The 14,953-nt window shown below is 60.7% G+C and carries 13 protein-coding genes and 1 riboswitch; of the genes, 5 read left to right on the top strand and 8 right to left on the bottom strand.

The annotated features are described in order from the left end of the window. Positions 1-64: 64 nt before the first annotated feature. The 7 genes from G536_RS0114255 to G536_RS0114220 form a co-directional block, all read right to left on the bottom strand. Positions 65-1,282 carry an alpha/beta hydrolase gene (locus tag G536_RS0114255; RefSeq protein WP_022824281.1) on the bottom strand — a complete coding sequence of 406 codons (1,218 nt, stop codon included), beginning with the start codon at positions 1,280-1,282 and terminating at the stop codon, positions 65-67. Between the two features lie 285 nt (positions 1,283-1,567). Then, complete coding sequence (locus tag G536_RS0114245; RefSeq protein WP_022824279.1) at positions 1,568-2,482, bottom strand: helix-turn-helix domain-containing protein; 915 nt, start codon at positions 2,480-2,482, stop codon at positions 1,568-1,570. Between the two features lie 119 nt (positions 2,483-2,601). Beyond that, positions 2,602-3,597, bottom strand: coding sequence for an aldo/keto reductase (locus G536_RS0114240; RefSeq protein WP_022824278.1), 996 nt, complete (start codon positions 3,595-3,597; stop codon positions 2,602-2,604). 146 nt (positions 3,598-3,743) lie between these two features. Further along, entirely contained in the window at positions 3,744-4,793 is a 1,050-nt protein-coding gene (locus tag G536_RS0114235) for an aldo/keto reductase (RefSeq protein WP_022824277.1), read from the bottom strand. A 122-nt stretch (positions 4,794-4,915) separates the two neighbouring features. Next, positions 4,916-5,701, bottom strand: coding sequence for a DUF2490 domain-containing protein (locus G536_RS27955; RefSeq protein WP_022824276.1), 786 nt, complete (start codon positions 5,699-5,701; stop codon positions 4,916-4,918). Positions 5,702-5,788: 87 nt separating this feature from the next. After that, a complete protein-coding gene (gene hrpB / locus G536_RS32780) occupies positions 5,789-8,479 on the bottom strand; it encodes an ATP-dependent helicase HrpB (RefSeq protein ID WP_022824275.1) in 2,691 nt (896 codons plus the stop codon). Between the two features lie 92 nt (positions 8,480-8,571). Next, positions 8,572-8,895 (bottom strand): rhodanese-like domain-containing protein, encoded by a 324-nt coding sequence (locus G536_RS0114220; RefSeq protein ID WP_022824274.1) that lies wholly within the window; start codon positions 8,893-8,895, stop codon positions 8,572-8,574. 123 nt (positions 8,896-9,018) lie between these two features. Between G536_RS0114220 and pnuC the strand changes: the two genes are divergently transcribed. From pnuC to G536_RS0114200, 4 genes are all read left to right on the top strand, one after another. Next, complete coding sequence (pnuC, locus tag G536_RS0114215) at positions 9,019-9,639, top strand: nicotinamide riboside transporter PnuC (RefSeq protein ID WP_169515102.1); 621 nt, start codon at positions 9,019-9,021, stop codon at positions 9,637-9,639. Positions 9,640-9,714: 75 nt separating this feature from the next. Next, on the top strand, positions 9,715-10,263 hold the full coding sequence (locus G536_RS0114210) for an AAA family ATPase (RefSeq protein ID WP_022824272.1): 549 nt from the start codon (positions 9,715-9,717) through the stop codon (positions 10,261-10,263). A gap of 61 nt (positions 10,264-10,324) precedes the next feature. Next, positions 10,325-11,203 (top strand): aldose 1-epimerase family protein, encoded by an 879-nt coding sequence (locus G536_RS0114205; RefSeq protein WP_022824271.1) that lies wholly within the window; start codon positions 10,325-10,327, stop codon positions 11,201-11,203. A 2-nt stretch (positions 11,204-11,205) separates the two neighbouring features. After that, positions 11,206-11,619 carry a GNAT family N-acetyltransferase gene (locus G536_RS0114200; protein WP_022824270.1) on the top strand — a complete coding sequence of 138 codons (414 nt, stop codon included), beginning with the start codon at positions 11,206-11,208 and terminating at the stop codon, positions 11,617-11,619. 165 nt (positions 11,620-11,784) lie between these two features. On the opposite strand, the gene G536_RS27945 is transcribed toward G536_RS0114200, so the two are convergent. After that, positions 11,785-12,030, bottom strand: a complete 246-nt coding sequence (locus tag G536_RS27945; RefSeq protein WP_051166977.1) for a hypothetical protein — start codon at positions 12,028-12,030, stop codon at positions 11,785-11,787. Between the two features lie 270 nt (positions 12,031-12,300). Further along, a riboswitch (TPP riboswitch) is annotated at positions 12,301-12,404 on the top strand. 10 nt (positions 12,405-12,414) lie between these two features. On the opposite strand from G536_RS27945, the gene G536_RS0114190 reads away from it, so the two are divergent. Beyond that, positions 12,415-14,946, top strand: a complete 2,532-nt coding sequence (locus tag G536_RS0114190) for a TonB-dependent receptor (protein WP_022824268.1) — start codon at positions 12,415-12,417, stop codon at positions 14,944-14,946. Positions 14,947-14,953 lie beyond the last annotated feature (7 nt).

The following is a 14,953-nucleotide window of genomic DNA, read 5'->3' as shown; positions in this document are numbered from 1 at the left end:
TAATCTGCTGTAGGCTATTTACTATCCACGCAACCTAGTCAAGCCCACCACAAAGCCAACATTCTTACGGATTCAACGACTGGAGCCACGGGAGGGCATCGGCCATCATCGGGATGATACTGGACTCGTGGGTGCCGCCGGATATGGGCGTGAAGGTGACGTTGGTGGCACCAGTTGCCCGAAATCGGTCGTAGGTGCTTTGGGAGGTGCTGAAGAATACGCTGCCGTCGGCGGTGCCGTGGTAGAGGCGGGTGGGGCTGGTGGGCACCCAGTTGAAGAAGCTGTTTTCTTGGAGGCGCTGCTTGAGCGCCGGCTCGGCGCTGGGGTTGCTTAGGCTGGCGTAGAAAGTGGGTGTAAAAAGGGCAGCTGGGCTGTTGGTCAGGGCAGCGTCAATTTCAGCGCGGGTTTTCATGCCGTCGAGCAGGGCGGGCAGCTTGGCGGCGTACGTAGCTTGGAAGAAGTCGGTGAGCGGGCGGTTCCAGTTGTAGGTGGTGTTGTAAGCCTGCAAGAACAAGCCCAGGAAGGCCGGGGTGGCGTAGGTGGGCGTGGCGGCAACGCTGCTAAGCATGCCCGGCAAGTCGTAGCCGCCGGCGCCGGCCGCGGCGGCGGTGAGCGTCAGGCCGTGTTCGGGCATGGTTTCTATAACTTGCTGGGCGGCCATGGTGGCGTAGCCACCCTCAGAATAGCCCACCAGAAACAGCCGCGGACCGAGAGCCACTTTCTTCTGCTGCAAGTAGTATTTGGCGGCTTTAATCATGTCCACCACGGTGCCGGCCGTAGAAGGCTTATCGTAGAACGACTGCCGAATGTTGCTGGACACGCCGAGGCCAATGTAATCGGGGATGAGCGTGACGAAGCCGGCGCTGGCAAACAGCTCGAAGCCTGTAAACGTCAAGGGAAAGTTGGAGGGCGCATCGGAATACTTGAACATGGTGCCGTGCTGGGCGCTTAGTATAGCGGGCGGCGTGGGCGTATTGCGCGGCACAGCCAGCATCCCCGATACTTCCAGCAACTGGCCCTGGTAGGTGGTTTTGTACCGGAACCGGCGAAACGTAACGTCGTACTTCAGCTGTGCGGTGAAAGCGCCAAATCCCGCTACCGTCGCCAGGGTCTGCAATTGGGCTTTCGGAATGGTCGTGACGGAATCGGCTGACACGAAAAGCTGCTCGCCGGTGAGTACTGCGGGGTTCGGGTCCGGGTCGTTGGAATTGTTGCAGCTACCCAGGCACCAAACGGTGAACAGCACCAGAACCCAGCGAGATGATAGAAGTGTTGTTTTCATAGTAGGTAGGAAATCAGGGTGATAAGCGGCGGGGTTTCATCAGCATCGGGCAGACACTTGCGGCATGCTAAGCGCCTGTGCATCAGGCAACCAGATGCAGATGAATAGTTGAATTACAATTATTCTTTTGATAAAAACGAGTTTTGCTATATTCTTCCGCAAGGCCGCCCGGCCCTGGCGTTGCACCACGGCCTAGTCTGCTGGCTAGCACTTGATACCAACAAAACGCCCCATCCTGCTCAGGACGGGGCGTTGAAATAACGTCTGTACAATTTCGGCACCAGCTTACTGCATCGAAAAGCGGAAGGCGGCGGGCGTCAGGCCGGTTTTGCTTTTAAAGAGCCGGCTGAAATACTGCGGGTACTCGAAGCCGAGTTGAAACGCCGTTTCGTTGATGGTGAGTGAAGTGCTCATCAGCAAGCGCTTGGCTTTCTCAATCAGGGCGTGGTGAATGTGCTGCTGGGTATTCTGGCCGGTGAGGGTGCGCAGCATGTCGCTCAGGTAAGCCGGCGAAACGTTAAGGGTATCGGCAAAATATTGCACCGTAGGTAGCGGCTGCTCGTCTTCTTGGGCGAAGTAGGTCGTCAGCAGCGCCTCGAAACCACTTAGCAAGTCGTGTTCTGCAGGGCGGCGCGTCAGGAACTGGCGGTGGTAGAAGCGGTTGGCGTAGCTCATGAGTACCTCCAGTTGCGACACCAGCACGTCCTGGCTGAAGGCGTCAATGGACTGCTCGCACTCCAGCCGGATGCCGCTCAGCAGAGTAGCCAGGGCCTGTTCTTCCCGGTCGGAGAGGTGCAGCGCCTCGTGTACTTGGTAAGAGAAGAAGCCGTAGGTGGTGATTTTCTTGCCCAGCGGGTACTTGCCCAGCAAATCGGGGTGGAAAACCAGCATCCAGCCGCTTATTTCCGACACGTCGATGGAGCTGTTACCTTCGCAAAGCTGACCGGGGGCGTAAAAAGCCAGCACACCCTCGTTGAAATCATAAGAGCTACGCCCGTATTGCATCTGGCCCTTCAGGTTCTTCTTCAGCGAAATAATATACAGCTGACGCAGAGCCGCCCCGGTTGGCTGGTTCAGGTGGCGGGTTTTCTCCAGGTCGATGACGGTGAGCAACGGGTGCGCCGGATTCGGGAACCCAAAGTGCTGGGTGAAGTCCGAAACGGTGTTGAGCACCCGAAAATCCCTGGCTGGCTGTTTCATATAGAAGTGCTTGATAGTAATTAAAACTACAGGCTAGTTAGCTCCCCTCTTTTCAAGGAGGAGAGCTAACATCTTGGTTTCAGCCTCAACAACAAAGTAGCTGTTTTGGCTTTGGCAACTTAAAAGCCAGCCGGATACGCGGCACCGACTGCGCTGCCTATGGGCATAATGGCGTCCAACTCGGCTAGCTCGGTTGCGTTCAGTGCAATGCTGGCGGCGGCTACGTTGGCTTCCAAGTACTTGCGGCGCTTAGTGCCCGGAATAGCTACCACGCCCTGCGCCAGCACCCAGGCCAACGACAACTGTGCGGGAGTTACGTTTTTGGTGGCGGCCAACGTTTTCAGTTTCTCCACCAACTCCAGGTTCTTGTAGAAATTCTCGCCCTGGTAACGCGGGAAAAAACGGCGCGAGTCGTTGGGTTCAAAATCGTCGGGCGTTTTGATTTCGCCCGACAGGAAGCCCCGGCCCAGCGGCGAGTAGGCCACAAAACCAATGCCCAAGTCGGCAGCGGCTTGCAGGATGCCTTCTTCCTCCACGCGGCGGTCGAACAGCGAATACTCGCTTTCCAAGGCCGTAATGGGGTGCACGGCGTGGCCCCGCTGCAACTCATCGGCCGATACTTCCGAGAGGCCTAGGTAGCGGACTTTGCCTTCTTCCACCAAGCGGCTCATGGCGCCCACGGTGTCTTCGAGCGGCGTGGCCGGGTCGATGCGGTGCAGGTAGTACAGGTCGATGTAGTCGGTGCCGAGGTTGCGCAGGGAGCGTTCCACTGATTTGCGCACGTACTCGGGGCGGCCGTTGTAGCCACCGGTCCACTGCTCGTGGTCGTTTACTTCAAAGCCGAATTTGGTGGCTACCGTGAACTGGTCGCGCCGGCCGGCAATGGCCTTGGCCACCAGCCGCTCGTTCAGCATGGGGCCGTAGAGGTCGGCGGTGTCGAGCATGTCCACGCCCAGTTCCAGGGCGCGGTGCAGGGTGGCGAGGCTTTCTTTTTCGTCGGCCTCGCCGTACACGCTCATGCCGTTGATGCCGCCGGTCATGCCCATGCAGCCCAGCCCTTCCACGGGTACTTCCAAGCCTTGTGTTCCTAATGCTACTCTTTTGAGGGTGCTCATATTACGGGTTGAGTAAGAGAGTATTGAAAATGAAAGCGGACTGCTTTCGTACTCTACAAAGGTCCTCTGCTGCCACCCGGTCCAGAGTATACAAACCGCAGTTCCTGCAACACAAAACGTGGCCCCGGCCGCTTGCCGCCGCTTTCTTAGTGCCCGCCCCGCACGGTGTTGCCCCCGAATATCGACTGGCTGATTTGAGACGTGAAAATGCCGTACGGGAAAGGTGTCTCGGGCATGCTGCCTGCCTGCAGGGCCTGCAACTGCTCCGGACTGAGGCGAACCTCCAACGCCGCCAAATTGTCGTGGAGCTGCGCCAGCTTGCTAGCCCCAATGATGGGAGCCACCACGCCCGGCTGCGCCAACACCCAAGCCAGTGCCACCTGCGCCATTGGGCGCTCTGCCTCGGCGGCCACCGTGCGCAACACTTCAAGCACTTCCCAGTTGCGCTTGGTGAAGAGCGTGTTGCCAAACGGATTAGCGCCCATCAGGCGGCCTTCGCCGGTAGCGCCGCTGGTGGCAGGTTGGTATTTGCCGGCCAAAAAACCGGCCGCCAACGGGCTCCACGGCGTGATACTAAGCCCACATTCCAGGGCAGCGGGCCGAAATTCGTGTTCTAAATTGCGCTCCACCAGCGAGTAGGCCATCTGCAAAGCAATGGGACCTGGCACGCCGTGCACCTGTGCCAAGATAGCGGCTTTGGTGGTGTACCAGGCCGGCACGTTGGAAAAGCCGAAGTAGCGGATTTTGCCGGCCCGCACTAAGTCGCCGAGGGTTTGCAGCACTTCCTCCGGGGGCGTCAGCTGGTCCCAGGCGTGCAGCCAGTACATATCCACGTAGTCGGTTTGCAGGCGGCGCAACGATTTTTCCAGGGCTTGGTAGATGTGCTTGCGGCCGTTGCCGCCCGCGTTGGGGTTGCCGGGGGCGGTGTTCCAGGTGAATTTGGTGGCCAGCACCAGCTGGTCGCGCAACTGCCGGTCGGCTACAAAGCGGCCAACCATTTCTTCGCTCCGGCCGCCGGCGTACACGTCGGCCGTGTCGATGAAGTTGCCCCCTGCCTCTACGTAGGCATCGAAAATAGCCTGAGATACGTCGTCGGGTGAGCCCCAGCGCTGGGTGCCAAAGGTCATGGTGCCCAGCGCCAGCGGGCTAACTACGAGGCCCGAGCGGCCAAGGGTACGAAAGGAAGAGTAGCTCATGAAAGTGGAAAAGCGTAGAAAAAGACGGTTTGCTAACACAACAAGGTTGCGCCGCAAAGGTCCAGGTACGCTTTCCACCAAGGCTATACAAAACCCGGTTTCTGCAACACAAAACGCTTGGCTTACTGGCCAGTGGAGAGGGCAGGCGCGGTAGGCTGCGGCCGAAAATCGGGGTTGAAGTTGAGCGTGAATTGCAGGGTGTGGTTGTGCTCGAAAACGGTGCCGTTGCCTTGCTGGACCAACTGATGCAGGTAGCCGGCCTCCAGGGAAGTGGCTTTGCTCACCTGATACCCCAGCGCCAGATAGGCCCGGTTCTGGTCGAAGGTGTTGCGGGCCACGTTGCGCCCAAAATTCACGAACACCTCGTCGTAGGCGGCTACGTAGGGCGTGCGGGGCTGAAGCTGGCCGGTGGGTCCCAGGGGCACCATAAAGCGCAACTGGTAGCGGGTACGGTTGAGGTAGGTGTAGTCTTCGGCTGCCGGAAAGCGCAGCCAGCGTTGCTCCAGCCGGTAGCGGTGCGTGAACTGCACCCGGCCCAGTGCGTCGCGCAGCAATACTTGCTGGTATATGCGGTGCTCGGGAAACTGGCTGGCCGCCGGATAGTCGCCGTAGGGATAAGTAAGAGCGTAGGCGTAGCCGGCCGTGAGCATCAGGCGCGGACTCATGTAGTAGTTGCCGCCTAGCCGTACAAAATTTTGCTGCGAACTAGCTCCAAGCTCGCTACGCCGCAATTGTGCCTCGGTATGCACGCCCCAGCGCTCCGACAAGCGGGCGTCGCTGAAGTACATCAGCCAAGCATGCGCGTTGTGGTCATGCAAGCGGCGCGGCTCGGTTTGCGCCCAGCTGCTGGGGCAGGAAAGAAGCAGGAAACCAGCCGTGAAAAGGGCGTAACGCGCAGAAAATGCCATGCAGTAACTTGGGTGGATAACTCCCCGATGTTACGCGAATGTTACCTGGTCGGTTCCTGCGCAGGTGTGCACCAAATTGCCCCGGAGCTACTGCTGGCCGGCTTCGAATCGTTTTTTGGTGAGCTTGGTAGGCGTGTGTTCCATAGGTTTGTCGGGCCAGGGGTGCTTGGGGTAGCGGCCTTTCAAATCCTTGCGCACCTCGAAATAGCCGGTCTGCCAGAAGCTGCGCAAATCACGCGTAACCTGTGCTGGACGGCCGCCGGGGGAAAGCAAATGCAACAGCAGCGGCACCCGGCCACCAGCTACCGTGGGCGTTTCGGTCAGCCCAAACAGCTCCTGCAACTTCACGGCCAGCACCGGCACGGCGGGATCTGCGTAGTCCAGCGCTACGCGGGAGCCGCTAGGCACCTCCAGCTGCGAGGGGGCCAGGCGGTCTAGCTCCTGCCGCTGGGCCCAGCCGCCGGGCAGCCGCTGGAGCAGCAGCTCGTTCCAGTCCAGTCGGCTTACTTCGTTCAAACTCTTCAGCCCGATTAGCTGCGGCCCCAGCCAGTCGTCCAGCTCCGCCGCCAGCACCTCATCCGACACCTCAGGCCAACTATCGGGGAAATGATGATGCAGAAACGCTAGCCGCTGGCGTAACGCCATGGCGGCTTCGCTCCACGGCAGGCGCGTAATACCCGCTGTGCGCAAGGCTTCCAGCAGCGCCTTGGCTATCAGTTCGGGGTTGGGATTGTTGAGTTGGGTATCGGAAAGCACCAGGGCTCCTAGCCGCCGGAGCCGCCGCGCCAGCACGCGGCCGGTGGCGGCATCCCAGCGCACCTCGTCCCGGTTCTCCATCTGATCGGCAAACAGCTCCTCCAACTCCGCGCGGCTGATGGGGGCGGCCAGCGCAGCGCGTAGTTGCTGCGGCGGGCCCTCCAGGTAGGCCACCGCCAGAAACTGGTCGTCGCGGCCGAAGAATTCGGCGGGCAGCTGCACACGCTGGCCGGTGGCGAGGCGGACTCGGTCGGCGGTTTCGCGCTGGGCTATTCGGTCAGGGTAGGCCAGCGCGGTCAGTAGGCCGGCGGCGTCGGCATCGGCCGAGGTGGACGCGTCTCGGATGCCGGCCCGCTGCCGTAAATTGCGGGCGGCGTCTCGCACGCGGTGCAGGGTGTTGTGCTGGACCAGTAAGCCGGGTAGTGCCGGCCGGCCGTGCGCAATGGTTTCAAAGCGCAGCCGCAAATCGGGCGGAGTTAGCTGGGCATCGGCGGAGCGCAGCACGTCGCGCTCCGACAGCAGAGCTGCCAGCGCTGCCGCTGCTGGCCCGTGCCCTAACTCGTGCCCGCGCACAACCAAATGCCCCAGCCGCGGCGCCAGCCCCAACCGCGCCAGCGCCCGGCCGTGGGGGGTAGGTTTTAGTGGGGTGCTGGGGTGTTGAGGTGTTGGGGTCTTGGCTTTTTGTTGGGCTTGCTCAGGGGAATTGGCGGCTTTTTCGGGGCTAATGGCTGCGGAATGTGGTTGCTCCGGTGCGACCTGTCCAAAGTCCGAAGCCCCTACGTTTTCAAAGTTTTCTACGGCGTCCAACCGGCGCAGTAGGTCATTGGCGAGGGCCATGGCGGGAGTGGGGGGCGTGTCGAGCCAGCGCAACCCGGCGGGCGTGGCGCCCCACAACGCCAGCTCCAGGGCCAGGCCGCTAAGGTCGGCGGTGAGGATTTCGGGCGGCAGGTGGGCCGGTAGGGCATCGTGCTCGGCGGTGGTCCAGAGGCGGTAGCAGGTACCCGGCCCAAGGCGACCGGCGCGGCCCCGGCGCTGGTCGGCGGCCGCTTGGCTGACGGGTACGGTTTCGAGGGTGGTGAAGCCGGTGCGGGCCTGAAAACGGGGCACCCGGGCAAAACCGCCATCCACTACCACCTGCACGCCCTCAATGGTTAGGCTGGTTTCGGAAATGGCGGTGCTGAGCACAATCTTACGCTGGCCGGCTGGGGCGGGGCGCAAGGCAGCATCCTGTTGCTCCAGCGGTAACTCGCCGTGCAGCAGGTGCAGACGAGTGGTTTCGGACAGGACCGGTTCCAGCTTGTCGGCTACCCGGCGCAAATCGGCGAGGCCCGGCAGAAACACCAGAATGTCGCCTTCGGGGTGGATGCGCAGGGCTTCACGCACGGCGGTTGGTACCAGCGTAGCCAGCCGCTCGTTGGGCCGGGTGCCGCCCGTGGCGGCCTGGCGCGAGCTGAGGTAGTGCGTCTCGACCGGGAAAAGAAACCCGGCGCTGGTAACCACCGGCGCATTCAGCCACGCGCCCAGCCGTTCGGCTTCCAGCGTGGCGCTCATCACCAGAATCCGCAATTCGGGCCGCAATACTGCTTGCACATCCAGCGTGAGAGCCAGCCCAAGGTCGGCGCGCAAGCTCCGTTCGTGAAACTCGTCGAACACCACTGCCGCCACGCCTTCCAGCGCCGGGTCGTCCTGAATCAGGCGGGTCAGGATGCCTTCGGTAATCACCTCAATGCGCGTGCGGGCCGATACCTTGCTTTCCAGCCGCACCCGGTAGCCGATGGTCTCGCCCACGGTTTCGCCAAGCAGCTTAGCCAAGCGGTTGGCGGCAGCGCGGGCAGCCAGCTGCCGGGGTTCCAGCACCAGAATCTTGCCACCTTCCCGCCATGCGGTTTCCAGTAACGCCAGCGGCACCACCGTCGTTTTGCCCGCACCGGGCGGCGCCTGCAACACCACCCGCTCATGCGCTTCAAGAGCCGTGAGCAGGTCGGGTAGGGCGGCGGTTATCGGGAGGTTGGGGTAGTGCATGAGGCTGTTCAGTAGAGGTTCCCGCAGGGGGCGCAGAGGTTGGCGCAGAAGACGCGGAACGTTCTGCGTCTTTGCGAGCTAGAAATGTCTGCTTAGTAAATGGCCACGGTGGGGTCTACCCGCAGGCTCCAGGCGTGGATGCCGCCGCGCAGGTTCAGCAGGTTCGTCATCTCGTGGCGGTGCTGCAAAAACGCTAGGGCCTGCATAGACCGTACGCCGTGGTGGCAAATCAGCACGATGGGCCGGGTATCGTCCAGCTCCTCCACATGGCGCGGCAGTTCGCCCAGCGGAATCAATTGGCTGCCTTCAATGCGGCAATATTCGTACTCCTCGGGCTGCCGCACGTCGATGAGCTGGAGGTCTTCGCCGTTGGCGAGGCGGGCGTGGAGTTCTTCGGGCGTAAGTTCGGGCAGCATAGAAGGAAGGCAACAAAGGCGAGCTGCAAAATTAGCTGGTGGCTCGTTAGCTTTGGCCCCGGCGCGGCAGTGGCCTTTCCGTGGGTTGCCGGCCGTTTTATTTTCGCTCTCTACGTTTCCGCTGTGCTGCATTCCCTGTACGAGTTCTGGACGGCCGCTGTCGGCAACAACCCGCTGGAATGGGTGGCGGTGCTTACCGGCTTTGCCTGCGTGTGGCTGGTAGCCCGCGAGTCGGTCTGGAATTTTCCTATTGCCATCTTCAGTTGCTCGCTCTACATTCAGGTGTATCGGCATTCGGGGCTCTACTCCGATTCGCTGCTGCAAATCATGTTCATAGCCCTGAGTTTGTACGGCTGGTACGAGTGGCTGTACGGCGGGCGGGGCAAAACTGAGTTGCCCGTATCGAAGACCCGGCCGTGGGAGTGGGCGGCCTGCGCAGGCTTTATTGGGGTGTTTACGGCGGGCTTCGGCTACTATTTGCAGCTGCGCACCGATACCACCGTGCCCTACTGGGACAGTTTCACCACGGCCGGTAGCCTGGCCGCGCAGTACCTGATAACGCGCAAGCGCCTGGAAAACTGGTGGCTCTGGATTATGGTGGACATTATCTATGTGCCCGTGCTCTGGCACAAGCACTTGTATCCTACCAGCGCCCTCTACGCTTTGTATCTGGGCCTGGCCACCTACGGCTACATCCAATGGCGCCGGCAGCTAGGGAAGCAGGAAGCAGTATTTAACAAGTAAACATCAGGTATCAGATAATCCACCGCAAGCCGACCAGTATAGCTAGTCCTACCTTCTTAATCCCAAATCCACCCAATGCTCCGCGTTGCCATTACCGGCCCCGAATCGACGGGCAAAACCACGCTTAGCCGGCAGCTGGCGGCACACTACCGCGCCAGCTGGGTGCCAGAGTATGCCCGCACGTATCTGGAGGAAAACGGCGCCAACTACACCCTTGCCGATCTGGAGGCCATTGCCCGCGGACAGCTAGCGGCCGAAGCTCAGGCTGCCGCCGAAGCGCATGCGCAAGGCCACGCCGTATTGTTTGCTGATACCGACTTGCTGGTGATAAAAGTGTGGGCCGAGCACGCCTTCGGCCAGTGCCCCGCCTGGATTCTGCAGCGCCTCCAGCAGCAACGCTACGACCTAGTGCTGCTGCCCAACATCGACCTGCCCTGGGAGCCGGACCCGTTGCGGGAGCATCCACACCTGCGGCAGCATTTCTTTGAGGTGTATCACCAGGCCCTGCAAGACCTGCAAGTGAATTTCGCCGTAATCAGTGGCACCGCCGAAGCGCGGTTCGGGCAGGCCCGGCAGTTGGTAGATGCGTTGCTGGCAACGAAGAAGCCGCACTCCGTTATATAACAGCCGTTCGATTCGTACTGCCTTTCGCCTAACCCAAAGCACATCCAACCTATTGCGCTTTATGACCACCTACACCCTCGAAAACGACCAGTGCCGCGCCACCATAAATGCTCACGGCGCCGAATTGAGCAGCTTTATCCGCAAAGACCTCGATAATCTGGAATACATCTGGGAGGCCGACCCGGCGGTATGGGGCCGACACGCTCCAGTGCTGTTCCCGATAGTCGGGCGCCTGCCGAATGACACCTACACCTACCAGGGCCAGCAGTACCGCCTCACCCAGCACGGGTTTGCGCGCGACCAGGAGTTCACGCTAATCCGCCAAACGCCTGCCGAGCTGGTTTTGGAGCTGCGTGCCAACGACGCCACCCGCGCCCTGTTCCCGTTCGAGTTTAGCTTGCTAATCAGCTACCGGCTGGCGGGCCCTATGCTCACTATTGGCTGGGAAGTAATGAACGTGGGCACCGGCGAGCTGCTGTTTGGCATTGGCGCGCACCCGGCCTTCCGCTGCCCGTTGCAGCCCGATGAAACGTTCGAGGACTACGATTTTATGTTCGACCACCCGGTTACGTTCGAGCGGTACTTGCTGGAAGGCGGCCTGCTGAGCGGCCAAACGGAGCCCGTGCTACAGGATGAAACTACGCTGCCGCTGCGCTACGAGCTATTCGAGCAGGATGCGTTGGTGCTAAAGCATTTCGATTTCACGCACGTAACGCTACGTAGCCGCCGTTCGGGCCGCGGCGTGCGGGTGCGCTTCGATGGGTTTCCCTACCTCGGCCTCTGGACCAAAGGCCCTGGCGCCCAATTTGTGTGCATCGAGCCGTGGCAGGGCATTGCTAGCTCCGTATCCGACTCCAGTGAACTGACCGACAAGGAAGGCATGCTGACTTTGCAGCCCGGCCAGGAATTCGCCACTTCCTACAGCATCACCCTGGAATAAGTATGGCCACCCCCGCCATTTGGGCCATTGCGCCCAGCCACACCTACGCTCTGCGCCATCAAGTGCTCTGGCCTGATAAGCCACTGGACTATGTGCAGCTACCCGACGACCCCAACGGTTACCACTACGGCGCCTTCCAAGACGACCGACTGGTGGCAGTTATTTCCTTGTTCGTAGAAGGTGAGGATGCCCGTTTCCGTAAGTTCGCCACCGACCCCTCCTATCAGCGGCAAGGTATTGGTACGGCCCTGCTGCACTACGTACTGGCCGAGGCCCGTCGGCTGGGGGCCCGCCACATCTGGTGCGACGCCCGTCAAGACAGCGCCGCCTTTTACGCCCGCTTCGGCTTGCTGCCCGAAGGTCCGGCATTCTTCAAAGGCCCTATAGCCTACGTGCGCATGGGCCGGGAATTGTGAGATAAAAATAAAGGCTAGCCCCCCTCATCTGAGGGAAACTAGCCTTTTCTTCTAAACCGCAACGGCCCTCCCGGCGTTGCTTCCTGTTGAACATCGTGTCTGATGCAATAGAAAGCAGCGCCAGGAGGGCCGGTTTTTGTGTTGACTCTGAGCGCCTATTTGCTCTCAGGTGAGGTGCGGGGCCGTGGGGCGGACTGGCCGCCGGGGACGGCGGTTGTAGTCGGGCTCCCAATCGTTGATGGGGCGCGTGATGCCGGGTGGCAAGTCCAGATCTGGTAGGCCGTCGTCGAGCGGTTCGCCACCCTCATCGTCATTGTCGGGCTGGGGCGGATTGGGGAAGCGCCGCCGCGGCATCAGCAGAAAGTAAATAGTGATACCGAGGACGGCAAGCAAGTATACGAGGGGAGTCATGGCCGAAGGAAACTGGGGGGACATACGAGCAGACGAGCGAGGAGCGTGAAATAAATAACGGTGCTGAGCCAGCGGATGTTTTCGTTGGGGCCAGGCTTTTTGCTGGTGGAAAGCTTTTCTAAGGTAATTGATTATCAATCGAAAGTAAAGCAGTGGCCGCTTTTGTTGCCAGAGATGCCACGGCCTTTAAATGAAGTAAAGAATCTTCCTGATTTATCCCGGATTATTACTTCTAGCACAAACAACAAGCAAAAGCGCCTACCTTTGCTGCCAGAAGTTTAGGGGTGCCCCACGCCAGTACGGCCAAGGCTGAGATCATACCCATTGAACCTGATCCGGGTAATGCCGGCGAAGGGAACAGACGATCCGCGAACGATACAACCGATGCGCCGACCCCTGGCGCGGGCCCGTTCCACTTTTCCGCTTGCATTGTTGAAAAATTTACTGGTTTCTGGGGTGGCGCTGCTGGCGCTACCTCTCTCGGCCTGGGCGCAAGGTCCCGTGTCGGGTACCATTACCGACGCCCAAACGGGTTCGGCCCTGCCCGGCGCTACGGTGTTGCTCGATGGCGCACCCAGCGCCGCCACTGATGCTGCCGGCGCCTTTTCAATTCCGGTGGTGCCAGCCGGGGCGCATGAGGTGCGTGTCACGTTTGTAGGCTACGAGCCGCTGGTGCAGCAGGTGCAAGGCCAAGCTGCCGCGCAGCGCCTGAACGTGACGCTGCGCTCCGGCGGGGTGCTTACTGGCGAGGCGCTAATTACCGCTCAGCGCGCCAACGACCGGACCGCCACGGCTTACACGAACGTGAGCAAACAGGACTTAGCGAAGCGCAATTTCGGCCAGGATTTGCCGTATCTGCTCGATCAAACTCCTTCAGTGGTAGTGAATTCCGATGCTGGGGCGGGCGTGGGCTACACCGATATCCGTATCCGGGGCACGAGCAACACGGGCATCAATATGACCATCAACGGGGTGCCTCTGAACGACGCCGAATCGCGCGGCTCGTTTCTGGTGAATCTGCCGGACTTAGCCTCGTCGGTGAATAGCCTGCAAGTGCAGCGGGGCGTAGGTACCAGCCAAAACGGCGGCGCAGCGTTTGGGGCCAGCATCAACATCAGCACCCTCGACAACCGGCGCGAGGCCTACGGCGAAACTCAGAACAGCGTCGGCTCCTTTGGCACGGTGAAAAACACGGTGCAGTTTGGCACCGGGCTGCTCGACGGGCACTTCACGGTGGATGGCCGCTTGTCGCGCATCAAGAGCGACGGGTACATGAACCGGGCGGCGTCGGATTTGAAGTCATATTACTTTGCGGCGGGCTACCAGACCAACAACACGCTGCTGAAGTTCATCACCTTCTCGGGCCGCGAGAAAACCTACCAGGCCTGGAACGGTGTGCCCGAACCCGCTATTACCGGCAACCAGGCGCTGCTCCAGAACTACATCGACAACGGCGAGCTAAGTGAGGCCGATGCCGAGCGGGTACGCCGCGAAGGCCGCCGCTACAGCTACTATACCTACGACAACCAAACCGATAATTACCAGCAAAACCACTACCAGTTGCACCTCTCGCAGGGTTTGGGCTCTGACTGGAACATCGGGGCGGCACTGCACCTCACTCGCGGCTTCGGGTACTACGAAAGCTACCGGACCAACCGCCGCTTCTCGGCCTACGGCCTGGAAAACGTAGTTATCGGTGGCCAAACCATTTCGCGCACCAACCTGGTAGACCGCAAGTGGCTTGATAACTACTTCTACGGCGGCACTTTCGCACTCAACTACCAGCCCAAAGCCAACGACAAGCTGCAAGCCACTCTCGGTGGCGCCTGGAATAAGTTTGACAACGACCACTACGGCGAGGTAATCTGGGCGCAGTACGCTTCCAACAGCAACATCCGGCAGCGCTACTACTTCAACAACGCCCGCAAAACCGACTACAACGCCTACGCCCGCGCCACTTGGCAGGTGCTGCCTCAGTTGGGCGTGTACGGCGACGTGCAGGTGCGACACATCGAGTACACGATTGATGGCGTGGAAGACGACCAAAACGACGTGACCACCCGTGCCAAGTACACGTTCTTCAACCCCAAAGCCGGCGCCACTTTCGCGCTGGCCGAGGGGCAGCAGCTCTACGCCAGCTTCGCGGTGGGCCAGCGTGAGCCAGTACGCTCCGACTTCACCGACCGCCCTGCTGGCGACCAGAGCGCCAAATCCGAACGCCTCCACGATTTTGAGGGCGGCTACCGCTTCACCCGGCCCGATGCCGAGCTGCTGGGTCCGCACACGTCGTTACGCTTCGAGGCCAACTATTTCCACATGAACTACCGCAACCAGCTGGTTGCTACCGGCCAGCTGAACGACGTAGGAACCGCCTTGCGCACCAACGTGGCGAGCAGTTACCGCCGCGGCGTGGAGCTGACCGGTTTTGTGTCGGCCGACGACAAAATCAGCCTCAGCAGCACGCTCACGCTCAGCCGCAACCGCATCCTGAACTACCGCGACGTAACCTACGACGCCGACTACTCGCCCGTGGTAGGGGAGGCGCGCACGTCCACCATTTCGTACTCGCCCGGCACGGTGTCGGCGCATACGCTGGAAGGGCAGCCGTTGAAAAACCTGCGCGTGGCGCTGCTCTACAAAACCGTGAGCCGCCAATACCTCGACAACTCCGAGAACGAAGCCCGCAGCATCAAGCCGTACCAAGTGCTCGATTTCCGGGTGCGCTACAGCATCAAGCCGCGGTTTGTGAAGGAAATCGAGCTGGGCTTGCTGGTCAACAACGTGCTCAACCGCGAGTACGTGGCCAACGGCTACACCTACAGCTACCTCGGCGCCAGCGGCGGCCTCGACACCTTCAACTGGTACTTCCCACAAGCCACCCGCAATTTCCTGGCTTCGGTAGGGGTTAAATTCTAAATAACAG

This window comes from Hymenobacter norwichensis DSM 15439 (assembly GCF_000420705.1).
Taxonomy (GTDB): Bacteria; Bacteroidota; Bacteroidia; order Cytophagales; family Hymenobacteraceae; genus Hymenobacter; species Hymenobacter norwichensis.
This window is presented reverse-complemented; position numbering and strand designations above follow the sequence as displayed.